This window comes from Sulfitobacter sp., from assembly GCF_036960155.1.
Classification (GTDB): Bacteria; Pseudomonadota; Alphaproteobacteria; order Rhodobacterales; family Rhodobacteraceae; genus Sulfitobacter.
The window spans coordinates 688090-704436 of record NZ_JBALWB010000001.1 but is presented as its reverse complement, the minus strand read 5'-3'; the positions used below and the strand labels follow the sequence as shown (position 1 = coordinate 704436).

The window sequence follows — 16347 nt, the reverse complement described above, 5'->3', positions numbered from 1 at the left end:
AATGCTGGGTTAAGGTAGGGTACCTAGAAACAAAGGCCCATCCATGAATAACCCGCTGTATGACACGATGTTTGCGCCCTACGCTGGCAAAGATACACCCTTTTTGCAGTTGCCAGAAGGCGGGGTCATCACCCATGCAGAATTTGTAAACCGTGCAGCACAGTTGGCGCATGCTCTTGAAAGGTATGGCGTAAATACTGGTGACCGTGTGGCGGTACAGGTGGAGAAATGCCCAGATATGCTGGCGCTTTACGCGGCATGTGCGCAATTGGGTGCGATTTTCCTACCGTTGAACACGGCCTATAAGGCTGCTGAATTGGCCTATTTTGTAGGGGATAGTGGCGCGGCGTTGCTGGTTGGGGATCCTGCGCGGGCGGATGAGTTGGACGCCGTTGCAAAAGCATCAGGCGCTGCATTCGCGACATTGGATGCAGCAGGCGGCACTCTGAGCGATAGTGCTGATAACCAGAGCCAGACCTTTGAGACGGTTAAACGCAGTGAAGATGATCTCGCCGCGTTTCTATATACCTCAGGCACAACAGGGCGTTCTAAGGGCGCCATGCTGAGCCAGAAAAACCTGATCAGCAATGCGGCAACGTTGAAAAAACTGTGGCAGTTCACGCGCGATGATGTGCTGTTGCATGCATTGCCGATCTTTCACACGCATGGCCTGTTTGTTGCGACCAATGTGATGTTGATGGCGGGTGGTTCGATGGTGTTCATGCCCAAGCTTGATATCGACCAGATGATTGAATGGATGCCCCGCGCCACAGCAATGATGGGTGTGCCGACATTCTACACGCGCCTGCTGGATGATGTCCGGTTTGATCATTCGTTGACAGTAAATATGCGTCTATTCATCTCGGGCTCAGCACCCTTGCTGGCCGATACGCATGTCGCGTTTGAAGAACGTACTGGTCACCGTATTTTGGAACGCTACGGCATGACCGAAACGAATATGAATACTTCTAACCCCTATGAGGGTGAGCGGCGCGCGGGCACTGTTGGGCTGCCGTTGCCGGATGTGGCGTTGCGGGTTGCAGATGGTGACGGAACTGAATTGGCGCGCGGTGAGACAGGCGTGGTTGAGGTCCGTGGGCCTAATGTATTTCAAGGATATTGGAACATGCCTGAAAAGACCAAAGAAGAACTTCGAGAAGACGGGTTCTTCATCACTGGGGATCTGGGTGTGCAAGACGAAGAAGGTTATGTCACTATCGTTGGACGCGGCAAAGATCTGATCATTTCTGGGGGTTACAACATCTACCCCAAAGAACTGGAATTGGTGCTGGATGCCCAAGTGGGTGTGTTAGAAAGTGCAGTGATCGGTATCCCGCATGATGATCTGGGCGAAGTGCCGCTGGCGGTGCTGGTGCCCGAGGCGGGCGTGCAAATTGATTTGGAGGCCGTGAAAGCAGCAGTGAATGAGGCGCTTGCACGGTTCAAGCAACCGCGTGAATATCGCGTGCTGGATGGATTGCCGCGTAACACCATGGGCAAAGTGCAGAAGGTCGCTCTGCGAGAGGAATTTGGCACATGATTGACCCGACTAAACAAGCGTTTCTGACTTCTCTGTTTGATGCTGCTGTAACAGCAGCGGATGCGCGTGCCGCATTAGAACCACACCTGCCACAACGCCCAAAAGGGCGCACAATTGTTGTAGGTGCTGGCAAAGGTTCAGCGCACCTTGCCGCGGCATTCGAAGACTTGTGGGATGGTCCTGTTCAGGGCGTTGTGGTCACGCGGTACGGCTATAGCTGTCCGACAAAATCGATTCGCGTGATGGAGGCTTCACACCCTGTGCCTGATGCCGCAGGGCTGGCTGCGACTGACGCATTGTTTGAGGCTGTGTCAAACCTTGGGCCAGATGATTTAGTGGTGGCGCTTATATGCGGTGGAGGCTCTGCATTGCTGCCCTGCCCACCTCAAGGGCTGACGCTAGAGGACGAGCAGGCACTGAACGAGGCACTGCTGGCCTCTGGTGCCCCCATCGGCGTGATGAACGCGATACGCAAACACGCAAGTGGGATCAAAGGCGGGCGCCTTGCTGCTTTGGCGCATCCGGCGCGGGTGGTCAGCCTTGTTGTTTCGGATGTTCCCGGCGATGACCCTGCACAAGTGGCCTCTGGCCCGACGGTTCCCGATGCCGTGACACTGGAGGACGCGTTGAGCCTGATTAAGGCACGCGGGTTGGAATTGCCGCCTACTGTGCTGGCAGGGTTTGTACGGGCGCCTATGCCTGATGATCCGGTGTTCGAGGCAAACGAGGTGCATGTCATCGCATCGGCGCGGCTTTCGCTTGAGGCTGCAGCAAGCGCAGCAGAGGCCGCGGGCGTGCCTGCGGTCATCCTGTCAGATGCAATTGAGGGCGAGGCCGAGGTCATCGGTCAGATGCATGCGGCAATCGCGCGCGAGGTGGCCACGCAGGGCCGCCCGTTCAAAGCTCCGATTGTTGTGCTGTCGGGCGGTGAAACAACTGTGACCCTGCGCCATAAAGATGGGCGCGGGGGGCGCAATACGGCGTTCTTACTGGCATTTGCACAGGCGATTGAAGGTATGACAGGTATCACTGCACTGGCTGCGGATACAGACGGGATTGACGGTTCTGAAGATAACGCAGGTGCCTTTGCAGATGGCGGCACTGCAGTAGCAATGCGCGCAGCTGGAATTGATCCGGCAGATGCCTTGCGCCGCAATGATGCGTGGGGGGCATTTGACGGTGCGGGCACTATCTTCAAGCCGGGCCCTACGGGCACCAACGTGAATGATTTTCGCGCAATCTTGATTGACGGCTAGGGTAGCGTGTCAGGAAATAAGTGGGCTCTCTCTCAAGAGGGCTGTCGAAATAGGCGAGATCAGGGAGCGCGGTAGAAACCGCCAATGACGTCCTATGCCCGAAAACGCCGTAATCAATAGTGCCTAGTACGCGCAAAAACAGGAAAAATTGTAGATTGAGTGCTTGCGGTGTTCTGGCCTGAGCGAACTTTAAGGAGAAAGTGGTCGCCAAGTATCACTTGTAGGTCTTTGGCTTCAAACGGTTCTCGTTTTTTTCGACTGGGGGAGGTTTGTGGGGATCGACTTCAGTTTCAGCGCGACGTCCGGTTCCACAATTTGCTCTGGGACAAACCCGTTTAGAAAAACCCGAAAAATACTGAAACTCTTCTTCAGCGGTGCTGGAGCAATAGTCACACCGCCTAGCCGTTCATTCTCCAAGTTGGCATCGCTCACGGTCAAGTCGCAAATGGCTAGTGACGGCATAAATGTCGCTCTTCGCTCACCTCAACGCAGGGTACTTGGACAAGTCGCCCATGCTTTTTGTGTGATATTCAGGAAGGCTTTTGATTTTATGGCCCTGTAAGGCCTTCACCCACTTGAGGGGTGATTGGTGGAGCATAGCGGGATCGAACCGCTGACCTCCTGCATGCCATGCAGGCGCTCTCCCAGCTGAGCTAATGCCCCAAATCACGCAAGCGTGGAATGGTATCCCCTAGAGGATCTGAGTTTGACCCAACAGGGTCAATGCGCCGTGTACTAGGCACAAGCGGCGGCGGGATCAAGCGAAAAACGCATCACCCGCCACAGCAATTTAGCTATCGTCTTCGTTTGCTGCTACGTCCGCGATTTCTTCGAGCGGAACAGTATCGCTATCGTCTTCGTCATCGTCCAGCAGATCGTCGTCCAGATCTACGTCTACATCGTCGTCATCGACCAGATCATCTTCGTCCTTGACCTCAGCAGCTTTGGCTTTTGTGGTCGCGGCATCTGCAGCATCAGCGGCAATCATGCGGGATTTGGATTGATCGACTTCAACCACTTCGCCCGAGTACGGGCTGATGATCGGATCTTTGTTTAGGTCGTAGAAACGCTTGCCCGTGGTGGGGCAGAGGCGCTTGGTTCCCCATTCTTCGTTGGGCATGGATTTCCCCTTTTATACTTGGTGTTGTGTCTAGATGATTCAGCGCAATTGCCATATGCAAAGGGTGCTGTCCAGTCTAAAGCCAATTCACCCCATACCAAGAGCCTGATATGTCCGACCCGCATCTGCCCGGAGACCCGCCCATCCCCCTGATCTTGCGGCGCTCTGCGCAGGCAAAGCGTATTTCGTTGCGTATCAGTCAATTGGATGGGCGCGTTACATTAACGATGCCAAAACGGCTGGTTGAGCGCGAAGCGATGGATTTTGCCCGCAGCAAAGAAGCATGGATTCGCAAACATCTAGGCGCGCGTGGCGAGGATGTGATGATAGGTGAAGGTGCTGAGCTGCCTCTGAGTGGACGGATGTATCCAGTTCTTGCTGGGACGGGACGTCGCGTAAAGATCACACCAGATGGTATTTTTGTTCCAGGCCCACCCGAACGCATGGGCAAGCGTCTTAGCGCGCATCTCAAGGAATTGGCACGTGATAGGCTGGCTGGGGCCAGTGATGATTATGCCGCGCGACTGGGGCGTGGTTACACACGCCTATCGTTGCGCGATACGCGGTCACGTTGGGGGTCATGTACCTCGGATGGTGGGTTGATGTATTCTTGGCGGCTGGTGATGGCCCCGCCCGAGGTGCTTGATTATGTAGCGGCCCATGAAGTTGCGCATTTGGCAGAAATGAATCACTCAGCCGCGTTTTGGGCGGAGGTGACACGGATATACGGCGACTATTCTGCTGCACGGAGCTGGTTACGCACGCATGGCAGTACGCTGCACCGATACAAGTTTTAACCAATTTTGTGATCACATCATTGACGTTCATCGTTGTTGTGATCACAAGGGCAATATGACACTGACCGCTCGTCCAATTGACCCCGCTCCATTAGCGCATGACCGCGTCTATCGCCATCTGCGATCGCGCATCATGCATGGTGACATACCCCCAGGGCATGCCCTAACGCTGCGGGGGCTTGGCAAGGAATATGGAGTCTCGATGACGCCTGCGCGTGAATCTATTCGCCGGCTGGTTGCTGAGGGCGCACTGAGCATGTCCAACTCGGGCCGGATTTCGACGCCGCTGCTGAACAATGAACGAATTGAAGAACTAGCCGCTCTGCGTGCCCTGATTGAGGTAGAGCTTGCCTCGCGGGCGTTGCCGCGTGCGCATTTGGCGTTGATTGAACGGCTGCAAAACATCAATGCAAAGGTCGGTGAGGCTGTCGCACATCGTGATGCGGTGAGCTATATCCGTACTAATCTGGAATTTCACCGCACGCTTTATCTGCGGGCTCAAGCGCCCGCGATGCTTGCCATGGCAGAAACGGTCTGGTTGCAGATGGGCCCAACAATGCGCGCGCTTTATGGTCGTTTGCGCCGAACCGAGCCGCCTCACTTCCATCGCCTTATTATTGCGGCCTTACGTGCAGGGGATGAACCAGGTTTGCGGCTTGCGGTACGTTCTGACGTAACACAAGGCCTGCGGATGTTGGCGAGCTAGGGCATCTTGACCCAGCGTATTGGACGGGTGATGTTGAGATATGAAAACTGAAAGCTCTCATATCACAGTGTATTATCGCCGCTCCATATAACGCGCGGACGATCCCCCTATATTTTAATTTATCGTGCCGCCGTCTGTGCGGGTTTGTGGCGTGGGCGGATGGCCTCTCAGGAGCCTGAACATGACCCAGATACGACCCATCATTGAAGCAGATATTCTTGACGTTCTACCCATGATCCAAGCGTTGGCGACGCATCATGGCGACAAGGCGGCAATCACTGTGGACGAGCTGCGCCGTGATGCACTTGGACCATCGCCTTGGGTGCGGGTGCTGGTTGCCGAAGGGTTGGGCTATGCTGCTCTTTGCCCCTTGTCGCAGTTGCAATTTGGTGTGCGAGGCATGGATTTACATCATATATTTGTTGTCGAATCGGCGAGGGGGCGTGGTGTGGGGCGCGCCCTGATCGATGCTGCAATCGCATGTGCTAAGGCCGAAGGTGCGAGGTATTTGACCGTTGGAACACACCCCGAAAACGTGCACGCGCAGGATATTTACCGTTCTGCGGGCTTTGAAGAATTTAATGCAGCCGGCGTGCGCTTTAGGATGAAGTTTTAGGTTGCGTCGTGCGGGCAATCTGAGCGGCTATTGATGTGCGGATGAATGCCGCCTGTTCTGGGGTGTCAGGCACTGGCACACCACGTTTGGCGCTGACATGTTGCAGTGTCATTTCCGCATCAAATCCAAAATGCCCCAAAATGGAACAGGTCAACATTCCTGAACGCCCGATACTAGCATAGCAATGAACCGCAATATTTGCGCCGTGAATTAGCTGATCTGCGAGGTCAGCGGTAAACGCAGCAAAGCTGTCTGGATCAGGTAGGTGCATATCGCGGATGGGATGATTTAGGAAGGTTATGTCCAAAGCCGCACAAATTTTGGCCTCATCCTTGAGATCAAATTTCGCGGCTTCGGCGGGCTCTAGCAGGGAAACGATGGTATCAATTCCAGCGCTGTGAGCTGCGGCAATATCCCCTGATACGTCATGCGGGCGCGCCATAATAGCGAGCGAACCCGGCAGTTTAGTGATCAGGGGGTATAGCGTATTCAGGCTGCCAGTCCTCGGTCACCCATATCAAGATACTTCTCGCGCCTGTCTTTGATCAGCGCTTTGGGGGCCTTGCCTTCCAATGACTTTAGCATTTCAGAAATTGCCTCAGACACAGATGCAATCGTCGTTTGCGGGTCACGGTGCGCGCCGCCTCTGGGCTCGGGGATAATCCGGTCAGCGACACCAAGTTGCTTGAGGTCTTGTGCGGTCAGGCGCAGGGCTTCGGCGGCTTCGCGCATCTTTTCGGCATCTTTCCACAGAATTGCGGCACAGCCTTCAGGCGTGATGACGGAATAGACGGAGTGTTCCAACATCGCGACACGGTTGGCGGTTGCGAATGCAACAGCACCGCCAGAACCACCTTCGCCGATGATGACGCTCACAAGTGGGACGCCGATCGCGAGGCACTTCTCAGTTGAACGTGCGATGGCTTCGGATTGGCCGCGTTCTTCGGCACCTTTGCCTGGATATGCGCCCGGTGTATCCACAAGGGTGATGACAGGCAGGCCAAAACGGTGGGCCATTTCCATCAGACGAACAGCCTTCCGGTAACCCTCAGGGCGGGCCATGCCAAAATTACGTTCGATACGGGAGGTCGTATCATCCCCTTTTTCATGGCCGATCACCATGACAGGTTTGTCGTTAAACCGCGCAAGCCCGCCCATAATTGCATGGTCATCTGCAAAGTTGCGGTCACCAGCAAGGGGGGTGTATTCGGTGAATAACGCCTCAATGTAATCTTTGCAGTGAGGGCGCTCTGGGTGGCGTGCAACCTGACACTTACGCCAAGGCGTAAGGTTCTGATACAAGTCGTCCAGCATTTTATCCGCTTTAACGTCGAGCGCTTTTGCCTCTTCGGTCACATCGGTTTCAGGGTCGCGCCGCGCCATCGCGCGCAGCTCTTCGGCCTTTCCCTCAATCTCGGCTAGGGGTTTTTCAAAGTCCATATACTGGGTCATTGCATGCTCCGCACAGATTATTGGTCATTATATGGCGGTCAATTCATCGGTTTGCAACGCGTGGCGGTAGCGTTATTGAATTGGGCAACAAGGAGTGAAGTGATGAAACAGTTTTACCTAGCCATTGCATTGGCTGTGATGGTCCCTCAATTCGGCTTGGCGCAGTCTGTCCAGTTTGGTGACAACAGCAGTGAATGGGCGAAAGACGGCGAATGTGATGATCGACGGTTTCGCGGTGCCGCCATGGCGTCCAGTCTGGATGCGGATGACACGGGCAAGGATAGAACCGACTGCAAGCGCGGCTATGACATGGGGCAGCTTAAGATCTGGGACTTTAAGGAAGCGCTTGCCGCAACTCAGTGCCACGAGATCAACTTTGGGGATAACAAATCAGACTGGCCCAGGGATGGTGAGTGTGACGATTTTCGCTTTGAGGGGCCAGGTACGGATGGCGTTATGATGCAATCAGACGTGGGCCACGACGCATCTGATTGTCGTAAATTATGCGATGCTGGAAAGATCGCGCTGCGCAATTACTAGTTAATTCTGCAAAACGGGGTACAGCGAGGCGACCAACAATGTTGCCATCGTCCAATTATAGACCCGCAAACGACGCGGATTTGTAAGGATGCGCTGGAGTTGCTGTCCGGCGATTGTCCACATGGAAACAGACGGTAGATTGATGAGGCTAAATAGCGCCGCACCTGCGGCCAGCCAGATCATCGCTGAGTCCCCGACATAGACAGTGACTGCCGTCAGGGCCATTGCCCATGCTTTTGGATTAACCCATTGAAAGGCTGCGGCCTGTAAAAATGTCATGGGAACACCTGCGTCGGCGCTTTTTGTAATCGGCGCGGCGTTTGCGATCTTCCACGCCAGCCAAAGCATGTAGATGACGCTGGCGACTTTTAAGATGTCATAAATGACTGGGAAGCGGTCAAATATCTGGACCAGCCCACTGCCAACAGAAAACAACATCACCATAAATCCAATGGAAATGCCCAGCATATGTGGGATCGAACGCCAGAAACCAAAGTTGGCTCCAGACGCCATAAGCATCAAGTTGTTTGGCCCCGGCGTTGCGGAACTTACAAAGGCGAAAACCGCAAGGGCGGTGAGAGTTTCAAATGTCATGGCGCAATGATTGATTGAAATGCGCGACATGAAATTGCAAACTTTGGGCATAATTGAGGAATTGCACAATCTATGACCAAAATTGATCAAAAATCAGATGAGATATTGCGTGTGCTAGGTCGAGATGGCCGGATCAGCAATCTGGAACTCGCGGATCGGGTGGGATTGTCGCCTTCAGCGTGCTTACGGCGGGTGCAAGAGCTTGAAAGGCGTGGGGTTATCAAAGGGTACCGCGCGGTACTTGATCGGGCCGCGATGGGTGCGGGGTTTGTAGCCTATATTGGTGTAGGACTGAGTGACCATAGCAAGGCCTCACAGGAGGCCTTTGAAAGGTCGATCTCTCGCGCACCAGAAGTGCGGGAATGCCACAATATCACTGGAACAATCGAATATCTGCTGCGCGTCGAATGTGCTGACCTACCTGATTACAAACGGTTTCACACCGATCATTTAGGGGCCTTGCCGCAGGTGGCAAAAATCACGTCATATGTTGTGATGGGATCACCTAAGGATGAACGGGCCTAAATGAAAAACGGCCCGCCAAAGGCGAGCCGCAAATATTGAGCTTGAGAGCGATTAACCTGCAAAGAGTTCAGACTGACGCACAATGACCTCTGCCTGTTTGATGGAGGCGATGTCCACAAGGCGGCCCTTGTAGACGGTTGCGCCTTCGCCGTTGGCTTTTGCGGTTTCCATTGCGGCTAGAATTTCGCGCGCTTCAGTGACTGCTTCTTCGGAGGGTGTGAAGACCTCGTTCGCGGTTGCGATCTGCTTGGGGTGGATGGCCCATTTGCCAACCATACCCAGTGTTGCAGAGCGGCGCGCCTGCGCGCGGTACCCTTCATCGTCCGAGAAGTCCCCGAATGGGCCGTCAACGGGCAGGATGCCATGGGTACGGCAGGCCGCAACGATAGCTGTTTGTGCCCAGTGCCACGGGTCTGACCAATATTTTTGGCCTTCGCGCAGCATGTAGTAATTTTCCTGCGTACCGCCGATGCCAGTGGTTTGCATGCCCATTGAGGCGGCAAAATCGGCCGCACCAAGGCTCATCGCTTCGAGGCGGGGGGAGGATGCGGCGATGGCTTCCACATGTGCGATGCCAGCGGCACTTTCGATGATGACTTCGAAGGCGATGCGTTTCTTGCGGCCCTTTGCAGCTTCAATCGCGCTGACCAATGCGTCGACGGCATAGACGTCTTCGGCACAGCCAACCTTTGGGATCATGATTTGGTCAAGGCGCTCAGAAGCTTGTTCCAACAGGTCCACAACGTCGCGGTACCAGTAGGGCGTATCGAGGCTGTTGATCCGCACGGAAAGGGTTTTTGTGCCCCAATCCACTGTGTTGATGGCTTCAATGACGTTGGCGCGGGCCATGTCTTTGTCATTTGGCGCAACGCTATCTTCGAGATCAAGGTTGATCACATCCGCAGCTGATACTGCCATTTTTGCGAATAGTTTTGTATTGGAGCCTGGGCCGAACAGCTGGCAGCGGTTTGGGCGTGCGGGCGCGGTGGGTTGTAGGCGAAAGCTCATGGGGCCGATCCTCTTAAGACATAAAATGTCGTATACTTGCCTGTCGGGGTTATAAAATTACGCGGCGCCCTGCAAGAGTGTTTTGCACTTGCAGCATTTCAAGAGATGCAAAAAACGTGTGCATATTTGACGAATATTCGTAAAATTGTGCGCCAACGTGGCGTCTCTTGAGAGAAAAGCAATTGAATTGCGTGAGTTTTGGCGCAATCTGCGCAAAAGTCATATCTTAGCGGAGAATCGAACCATGATCCAAACCCCATATTTGCTGTTTCTGGGCGATGCCCCTGATCAATTGACCGCCAAAGTGGCACAAGGCATCAAGGATTGGCGCCCCGAGAACGCTTTGGGGCAGTTCCGTTTGGATGGGTGTAAGGCCGACGTTGGTGTGGCTGATATGACTTTGGCTCAGGGGCTGGAAGCTGGCGCTAAGACACTTGTGATTGGTGTTGCCAACCGTGGTGGCCAAATTTCCCAGATGTGGAAAGAGGCGCTGATCGAGGCGTTGGCCATGGGCTATGATCTGGCATCTGGCCTGCACAACCTGTTGAACGAAGAAGCGGACCTGGTTGAGGCGGCTGAAAAGCATGGCCGGGTGTTGCATGATGTGCGCATCCCTACCGTTGATTACCCAATCGCAACTGGTGTTAAGCGGACAGGCAAACGGGTTCTCGCCGTTGGGACCGATTGCTCGGTTGGCAAGATGTACACAGCGCTTGCGCTAGACGTTGCCATGCGTGAACGCGGTATGAAATGCACATTCCGCGCGACAGGTCAGACGGGTATTCTGATCACAGGTGATGGTGTTCCATTAGACGCGGTGGTTGCCGACTTTATGGCGGGGTCTGTTGAATACCTGACGCCGGACAATGATGCAGATCACTGGGATATCATTGAGGGGCAGGGCAGCTTGTTCCACGTGAGCTATTCTGGTGTGACGCTGGCGTTGATCCATGGTGGTCAGCCTGATGCGTTGATCATTTCGCACGAACCAACGCGCGAACATATGCGCGGACTGCCTGACTATAAGGTTCCCGAAATGTCTGCGATTCGTGACGTTGCCCTGACTCTGGCCAAAGTCGCCAACCCAGATTGTAAAGTTATTGGCATTTCCGTGAATACTCAGCACATGTCCGAAGACGAAGCCCGCGCCTATCTGGCAAAGGTCGAAGCTGAGATGGGTTTGCCTGCAGTTGATCCATTCCGACACGGTGCTGAGCGGTTGGCAGAAGCTTTGGCGGCGCTATAAGTCACGTTAAGGTTAAGAGTAATAGTGAACTGCAAGGGGCGCTGATGTGCCCTTTGCATCTCGCGTGAGGAGTGATGATGCAGATTGAAGTAACCGCAGATGTGTTTCGATTGGCGCAGGTATTTACGATTTCAAGGGGATCACGCACCGAAGCCAAGGTGCTGACGGTTCGCATCACAGATGATGGCGTGACGGGCATGGGCGAATGTGTACCCTATGCGCGTTATGGCGAAACGCTGGAAAGTGTCACCGCCGAGATCAAGGGACTAAGTGGTCAGCTGACCCGCGAGGCGCTGTACGATCTTCTGTCCGCAGGTGCTGCGCGCAACGCAGTAGATTGCGCGCTGTGGGACCTGGAAGCAAAGCGCAGCGGAAAATCCGCGTGGGAATTAGCCGGTCTTGCGCCGCTTAAGCCCGAGATCACCGCATATACATTGTCCTTGGACACGCCGGAAAAGATGCGCGCACAAGCTGCCGAGCATTCCTTTCGCCCGTTGTTGAAGATCAAATTGGGTACACCCGATGACATGCCTCGCCTAGAGGCCGTGCGCGCAGGCGCGCCTGATAGCACTATTATTGTTGACGCAAATGAAGGCTGGTCCGCCGAAGTATATGCAGATCTTGCGCCGCATTTGGTGCGCCTTGGCGTTGCGTTGGTTGAACAGCCGCTGCCCGCTGGTGAGGATGACGCGTTGATTGGGATGGACCGTCCCGTGCCCGTCTGCGCCGATGAAAGCTGCCATGACCGCGCGAGTCTTGCGGGGCTCAAAGGGAAGTACGATGTCGTGAATATCAAACTGGATAAAACAGGCGGCCTTACTGAGGCACTTGCATTGCGTGATGCTGCGCTGGCCGAAGGTTATGACGTGATGGTCGGCTGCATGGTTGGATCGTCTTTAGCAATGGCACCAGCAATGCTTGTAGCGCAGGGCGCCAAGATTGTAGACCTTGACGGGCCGCTGTTGTTGGCCGAAGACCGCGATGCAGCTTTGATATTTGATAAGGCTGGCGTGCACCCGCCCAGCCGTGAACTTTGGGGATAAGACGATGCGGACAGTTTACGTAAACGGCGAATATATGCCGGAAAATGAAGCCACGATTTCAATCTTTGATCGTGGGTTTCTGATGGCAGATGGCGTCTATGAGGTGACATCAGTTCTGGATGGTAAGCTGATCGACTTTGACGGTCACGCGGTACGTCTTGAGCGTTCACTGAGTGAGCTGGACATGCGCAACCCGATTTCCAAAGAAGACCTGCTGGAAGTTCATCGTGAGCTGGTAAGCACAAACGAGATCAACGAAGGTTTGATCTATCTTCAGATCACACGGGGCTCTGACGGAGATCGCGACTTTGCCTTCCCTGATCCTGAAACAACAGTGCCGACAATTGTTCTGTTTACCCAGAACAAGCCGGGTATGGCCGACAGCCCTGCTGCCAAAAAAGGTGCAAAGGTTATCAGCATCGAAGACATCCGTTGGGGCCGCCGCGACATCAAGACAATCCAGCTGCTTTACCCGTCAATGGGTAAGATGATGGCCAAAAAGGCGGGTTGTGACGATGCGTGGCTGGTTGAGGATGGCATGGTGACTGAGGGCACATCCAACAACGCTTATATCGTTAAGGGCAATAAGATCATCACACGCCAATTGAGCACTGATATCTTGCACGGCATTACCCGTTCGGCAGTTCTGCGGTTTGCGCGTGAGGCCCAGATGGAGGTCGAGGAGCGTTCCTTTACTATCGAGGAAGCGCAAAAAGCGGATGAAGCCTTCACAACCTCGGCCAGCGCCTTTGTGATGCCTGTCGTCGAAATTGACGGTGTTGAATTGGGTGAGGGTACGCCGGGGAAAGTGGCGCTGCGCCTACGCGAGATTTACCTCGAAGAGATGCGCAAGGCAGCGGTTTAAGTAGTCGCTCAAATTAAGCCCCCTCAGTGAGTTAATGTCTGAGGGGGCTAAGCTGCTTACGCAAATCCGGCCAGCTGAAGATCTGCGGCATCTATGATAGAAATGTCCACGTTGGATGCGTCGCTGTCATTAAGTCCGTTCAACACGGCCACTTCCTCATCCCGCCAAAATGCACGTAAGGCATTTTCATCTGAATCGTAGCGCAATTCGATTTCTTCTGCGGGGTCGTTCGCTTCTGGAACGAATACAATTAGCGTGTCTTTTTCGATTTCGAAGTCCGTTATTGTGACCGCTTCGGTGTCCACACTTGCAGGTTGGATCGCTGCAAAAATGTCAGCACCGTCGCCGCCAGTAAGGATGTCTCCATTGTCACCGAACAAAACATCCTCACCTGAGCCGCCATCGAGGGTGTCGGGAGCATCAGGTGTATTCCCTATGCCGAAGGCAGCAAGGACGTCATCACCATCGTCGCCATAAAGAGTATCGCTGCCGCGGAAGTCGACGATCCCGTCATCTCCAGAACCACCGCGGATGATATCATTTCCACGATCGGTGACCTCATCCTCCTCGGCGACATAGATGTCTTCTCCGTCACCTAAGAATATAAGGTCATCACCCTCGCCACCAATCACGGAATCATCGCCATCACCAGCATAGATGGTGTCGTTCCCTGCTCCGCTGTCTATTGTGTCTGCGCCGCCATTGGCCTGAATGAAATCATTTCCGCCTTCAGTAAAAATGAGATTGCTTTCATCATTTCCTTCTACGGGGTCAATTGCGTCTTCTTCGCTAGAGTTGACGATGTCGCTGTCATCACCGCCAGTATCTTCATCTATAAAAAGCGCGAGCCCCAGCAGGGCAGGGACGAGTAACAGTGCAAGCATTCTAGGGGCCTATTTCAATTTTGAATAACGTTGAGTTAAAGTTAAATTTGAAACAAGGCAGGAATTGGCCGGGGACACGTTGGTTGTTTGACTACTTCAGGTTGTTTGATCTGCTGAGTGTCTCCGAAAGGCGATAGGTCGCTGGTGCTGCTGGATTTACAGATGCTATTTTTCGAAGCTATTCTTTTCCGACATTCTCAGCGAAGGCGGTTTTGAATGCCTCTTGCTGTGTGCCAGTTGCCTCGGTTTGGTGGTTGGCTTTCCATTCGTCCATGGTCATGCCGTAAAACAGCTCACGTGCTTGGATCTTGCCTATTTCGACACCACGTTCGGCAGCGGCCTCTTGATACCAACGGGACAGGCAGTTGCGGCAAAAGCCCGTGAGATTCATCATGTCGATGTTTTGAACGTCTGCCCGGTCTTGCATCAAATGCTGCTGTAAACGGCGGAACGCGGCGGCCTGAAGTTCGATCTCTTGTTGGCTGTATTCGGTCATGATGGCTCCTGTGGGTTAGCATGTTAGATGAATGCAGGGCGAAGTGCGGTCAAGTTATATGCTATTGCTGTATTGTCACGCCCTTGAAATGGTTTTCGGGTTCAAGTTCCCTTGATATGAAGGTAAAGCTTGATAAATGGGTGGTGTGAGCGCTAACATTCCGCCGAAACTCGAGGTAAAGGAACACAAGTATGAGACGCCAACGCAATGTAAAGATTCTGGCCACGCTTGGACCCGCCTCTGATACGCATGAAATGATCAGCAATTTGCACAAGGCTGGCGCGGATGTGTTCCGCCTGAATATGAGCCACGGCACCCATGACGAAATTCGCGCCAAGCACGCGGTGATCCGCGCCGTCGAAAAAGAATTGGGCTCGACTATCGGGATTTTGGCGGACTTGCAGGGGCCCAAGCTGCGCGTTGGCGTGTTTGCAAATGAAAGCGAAGACCTAGTTGTTGGAGCTGCCTTCCGGCTTGACCTAAACGAAGCTGCGGGCGATTTGCAACGTGTTTGCCTGCCGCACCCCGAGATTTTTTCAGCGCTGAAAGAGGGTGCATCCCTTTTGGTGAATGACGGTAAAATCCGCTTGCAGGTTAAAGCCTGCGGCGTTGATTTTGCTGATTGCGAAGTCATCACAGGTGGTGCGATTTCCAACCGTAAGGGCGTGAACGTTCCTGACGTGGTGCTGCCTTTGGCAGCTCTTAGCGAAAAGGACTTAGCGGATCTGGAAGTTGCATGTGAGCTGGGTGTGGATTGGCTTGCGCTTAGCTTTGTGCAGCGACCTGAAGATGTGACCGAGGCGCGCGCGCTTGTAAAAGGTCGCGCGGCGATCCTTTCCAAGATTGAAAAACCTTCCGCTGTTGAACGGTTCGACGATATTCTTGCTGTGAGCGATGGCATTATGGTCGCCCGCGGCGATCTGGGTGTTGAATTGCCAGTCTCTGCAGTGCCACCAATTCAAAAGCGTCTGGTCCGTCGATGCCGGGCCGTGGGCAAACCAGTGATTGTCGCGACCCAAATGCTAGAGTCGATGATTGAAAGCCCGATGCCAACGCGTGCGGAAGTATCCGATGTTGCGACTGCAATTTATGAGGGTGCAGATGCGATCATGTTGTCTGCCGAATCGGCCGCTGGTAGCTTCCCCATTGAGGCGGTTACCATGATGGATAATGTGGCCATCGAGGTTGAACGTGACCCGACCTATACGCAAATCATCGAATCCAGCCGCACAGCATCACGATCAGGGATTGCCGATGCCATGGTTGCCGCTGCGCGCGAGATTGCGGAAACAACTGATGTGAAGGCGATCTGTTGTTTCACTCATTCAGGCACCACGGCTCTGCTGACGGCACGTGAGCGGCCTCGTGTTCCGATCATCGCGCTGACCCCGTTGGTCGATACGGCGCGCCGTTTGGCGTTAAGCTGGGGCGTGAACTGCGTGCTTACCGAAGAACTAGATCGATTCAAGAAGGCAGTTGTGAGTGCGGCGCGCGCCGCGCGCGAAGAAGGTTTTGCCAATGAGGAAGATTTTGTCGTGGTAACGGCGGGTGTGCCCTTCAACGTACCGGGCAGCACAAATATCCTGCGCGTTGCCCCTTGCGATGAACGTTTGATCTTCGCGTCTGATCCGGAGTAATCTCACGGAAACGTTAACGAAG

At 54.1% G+C, this 16347-nt stretch carries 18 protein-coding genes and 1 tRNA gene; 11 read left to right on the top strand and 8 right to left on the bottom strand.

Annotation, left to right across the window (positions count from 1 at the left end; all coding sequences use genetic code 11):
* Positions 1-43: 43 nt before the first annotated feature.
* Both V7775_RS03615 and V7775_RS03610 read left to right on the top strand, forming a co-directional pair.
* A complete protein-coding gene (locus V7775_RS03615) occupies positions 44-1540 on the top strand; it encodes a malonate--CoA ligase (protein ID WP_335750491.1) in 1497 nt (498 codons plus the stop codon).
* Positions 1537-2796: a glycerate kinase type-2 family protein gene (locus V7775_RS03610; protein ID WP_335750490.1), complete on the top strand. Its 1260-nt coding sequence runs from the start codon at positions 1537-1539 to the stop codon at positions 2794-2796. Before V7775_RS03615 ends, V7775_RS03610 begins: the two co-directional genes overlap by 4 nt.
* A 587-nt stretch (positions 2797-3383) precedes the next feature.
* On the opposite strand, the gene V7775_RS03605 is transcribed toward V7775_RS03610, so the two are convergent.
* Together V7775_RS03605 and V7775_RS03600 are read right to left on the bottom strand one after the other, a co-directional pair.
* Positions 3384-3459: transfer RNA gene (locus V7775_RS03605), tRNA-Ala, on the bottom strand.
* 127 nt (positions 3460-3586) lie between these two features.
* Complete coding sequence (locus tag V7775_RS03600; RefSeq protein ID WP_335750489.1) at positions 3587-3916, bottom strand: TIGR02300 family protein; 330 nt, start codon at positions 3914-3916, stop codon at positions 3587-3589.
* Between the two features lie 110 nt (positions 3917-4026).
* On the opposite strand from V7775_RS03600, the gene V7775_RS03595 reads away from it, so the two are divergent.
* From V7775_RS03595 to V7775_RS03585, 3 genes are all read left to right on the top strand, one after another.
* Positions 4027-4713 (top strand): M48 family metallopeptidase, encoded by a 687-nt coding sequence (locus tag V7775_RS03595; RefSeq protein WP_335750488.1) that lies wholly within the window; start codon positions 4027-4029, stop codon positions 4711-4713.
* A gap of 55 nt (positions 4714-4768) precedes the next feature.
* Positions 4769-5419, top strand: a complete 651-nt coding sequence (locus tag V7775_RS03590; RefSeq protein WP_335750487.1) for a GntR family transcriptional regulator — start codon at positions 4769-4771, stop codon at positions 5417-5419.
* Positions 5420-5600: 181 nt separating this feature from the next.
* Positions 5601-6035, top strand: a complete 435-nt coding sequence (locus V7775_RS03585) for a GNAT family N-acetyltransferase (protein ID WP_335750486.1) — start codon at positions 5601-5603, stop codon at positions 6033-6035.
* On the opposite strand, the gene V7775_RS03580 is transcribed toward V7775_RS03585, so the two are convergent.
* Together V7775_RS03580 and V7775_RS03575 are read right to left on the bottom strand one after the other, a co-directional pair.
* Entirely contained in the window at positions 6019-6477 is a 459-nt protein-coding gene (locus V7775_RS03580; protein WP_335750485.1) for a protein-tyrosine phosphatase family protein, read from the bottom strand. The two genes, V7775_RS03585 and V7775_RS03580, sit on opposite strands and share 17 nt — an antisense overlap.
* A 47-nt stretch (positions 6478-6524) precedes the next feature.
* Positions 6525-7487: an acetyl-CoA carboxylase carboxyltransferase subunit alpha gene (locus V7775_RS03575; protein ID WP_335750484.1), complete on the bottom strand. Its 963-nt coding sequence runs from the start codon at positions 7485-7487 to the stop codon at positions 6525-6527.
* 102 nt (positions 7488-7589) lie between these two features.
* Here V7775_RS03575 and V7775_RS03570 point away from each other — a divergent pair, with 102 nt between their 5' ends.
* Complete coding sequence (locus tag V7775_RS03570; protein WP_335750483.1) at positions 7590-8027, top strand: hypothetical protein; 438 nt, start codon at positions 7590-7592, stop codon at positions 8025-8027.
* Here V7775_RS03570 and V7775_RS03565 read toward each other — a convergent pair whose 3' ends face one another.
* Positions 8028-8621, bottom strand: coding sequence for a LysE family translocator (locus tag V7775_RS03565; RefSeq protein ID WP_335750482.1), 594 nt, complete (start codon positions 8619-8621; stop codon positions 8028-8030).
* A gap of 72 nt (positions 8622-8693) precedes the next feature.
* Here V7775_RS03565 and V7775_RS03560 point away from each other — a divergent pair, with 72 nt between their 5' ends.
* Positions 8694-9146 (top strand): Lrp/AsnC family transcriptional regulator, encoded by a 453-nt coding sequence (locus V7775_RS03560; protein WP_335750481.1) that lies wholly within the window; start codon positions 8694-8696, stop codon positions 9144-9146.
* A 51-nt stretch (positions 9147-9197) separates the two neighbouring features.
* Here the strand turns inward: V7775_RS03560 and V7775_RS03555 are convergent, their stop codons facing one another.
* Positions 9198-10154, bottom strand: a complete 957-nt coding sequence (locus tag V7775_RS03555) for an L-malyl-CoA/beta-methylmalyl-CoA lyase (RefSeq protein ID WP_335750480.1) — start codon at positions 10152-10154, stop codon at positions 9198-9200.
* Between the two features lie 244 nt (positions 10155-10398).
* Here V7775_RS03555 and dgcN point away from each other — a divergent pair, with 244 nt between their 5' ends.
* From dgcN to V7775_RS03540, 3 genes are all read left to right on the top strand, one after another.
* A complete protein-coding gene (gene dgcN, locus V7775_RS03550) occupies positions 10399-11400 on the top strand; it encodes an N-acetyltransferase DgcN (RefSeq protein WP_335750479.1) in 1002 nt (333 codons plus the stop codon).
* Positions 11401-11477: 77 nt separating this feature from the next.
* Positions 11478-12443, top strand: a complete 966-nt coding sequence (gene dgcA / locus V7775_RS03545; RefSeq protein ID WP_335750478.1) for an N-acetyl-D-Glu racemase DgcA — start codon at positions 11478-11480, stop codon at positions 12441-12443.
* A 4-nt stretch (positions 12444-12447) separates the two neighbouring features.
* Positions 12448-13308 (top strand): D-amino-acid transaminase, encoded by an 861-nt coding sequence (locus tag V7775_RS03540; protein WP_335750477.1) that lies wholly within the window; start codon positions 12448-12450, stop codon positions 13306-13308.
* Positions 13309-13364: 56 nt separating this feature from the next.
* Here V7775_RS03540 and V7775_RS03535 read toward each other — a convergent pair whose 3' ends face one another.
* A complete protein-coding gene (locus tag V7775_RS03535) occupies positions 13365-14192 on the bottom strand; it encodes a calcium-binding protein (RefSeq protein WP_335750476.1) in 828 nt (275 codons plus the stop codon).
* Positions 14193-14370: 178 nt separating this feature from the next.
* A complete protein-coding gene (locus V7775_RS03530; RefSeq protein WP_335750475.1) occupies positions 14371-14688 on the bottom strand; it encodes a DUF1244 domain-containing protein in 318 nt (105 codons plus the stop codon).
* A gap of 191 nt (positions 14689-14879) precedes the next feature.
* Between V7775_RS03530 and pyk the strand changes: the two genes are divergently transcribed.
* Positions 14880-16325: a pyruvate kinase gene (gene pyk, locus V7775_RS03525; protein ID WP_335750474.1), complete on the top strand. Its 1446-nt coding sequence runs from the start codon at positions 14880-14882 to the stop codon at positions 16323-16325.
* The last annotated feature ends 22 nt before the right edge of the window (positions 16326-16347 follow it).

Coding starts and splice junctions, on each gene's coding strand:
- V7775_RS03535 (WP_335750476.1), bottom strand. CDS start 14,192: ATGCTTGCACTGTTACTCGTCCCTGCCCTGCTGGGGCTCGCGCTTTTT.
- V7775_RS03615 (WP_335750491.1), top strand. CDS start 44: ATGAATAACCCGCTGTATGACACGATGTTTGCGCCCTACGCTGGCAAA.
- V7775_RS03570 (WP_335750483.1), top strand. CDS start 7,590: ATGAAACAGTTTTACCTAGCCATTGCATTGGCTGTGATGGTCCCTCAA.
- V7775_RS03530 (WP_335750475.1), bottom strand. CDS start 14,688: ATGACCGAATACAGCCAACAAGAGATCGAACTTCAGGCCGCCGCGTTC.
- dgcN (WP_335750479.1), top strand. CDS start 10,399: ATGATCCAAACCCCATATTTGCTGTTTCTGGGCGATGCCCCTGATCAA.
- V7775_RS03565 (WP_335750482.1), bottom strand. CDS start 8,621: ATGACATTTGAAACTCTCACCGCCCTTGCGGTTTTCGCCTTTGTAAGT.
- V7775_RS03585 (WP_335750486.1), top strand. CDS start 5,601: ATGACCCAGATACGACCCATCATTGAAGCAGATATTCTTGACGTTCTA.
- V7775_RS03590 (WP_335750487.1), top strand. CDS start 4,769: ATGACACTGACCGCTCGTCCAATTGACCCCGCTCCATTAGCGCATGAC.
- V7775_RS03580 (WP_335750485.1), bottom strand. CDS start 6,477: ATGGCGCGCCCGCATGACGTATCAGGGGATATTGCCGCAGCTCACAGC.
- V7775_RS03600 (WP_335750489.1), bottom strand. CDS start 3,916: ATGCCCAACGAAGAATGGGGAACCAAGCGCCTCTGCCCCACCACGGGC.
- pyk (WP_335750474.1), top strand. CDS start 14,880: ATGAGACGCCAACGCAATGTAAAGATTCTGGCCACGCTTGGACCCGCC.
- V7775_RS03560 (WP_335750481.1), top strand. CDS start 8,694: ATGACCAAAATTGATCAAAAATCAGATGAGATATTGCGTGTGCTAGGT.
- V7775_RS03595 (WP_335750488.1), top strand. CDS start 4,027: ATGTCCGACCCGCATCTGCCCGGAGACCCGCCCATCCCCCTGATCTTG.
- V7775_RS03555 (WP_335750480.1), bottom strand. CDS start 10,154: ATGAGCTTTCGCCTACAACCCACCGCGCCCGCACGCCCAAACCGCTGC.
- V7775_RS03610 (WP_335750490.1), top strand. CDS start 1,537: ATGATTGACCCGACTAAACAAGCGTTTCTGACTTCTCTGTTTGATGCT.
- dgcA (WP_335750478.1), top strand. CDS start 11,478: ATGCAGATTGAAGTAACCGCAGATGTGTTTCGATTGGCGCAGGTATTT.
- V7775_RS03575 (WP_335750484.1), bottom strand. CDS start 7,487: ATGACCCAGTATATGGACTTTGAAAAACCCCTAGCCGAGATTGAGGGA.
- V7775_RS03540 (WP_335750477.1), top strand. CDS start 12,448: ATGCGGACAGTTTACGTAAACGGCGAATATATGCCGGAAAATGAAGCC.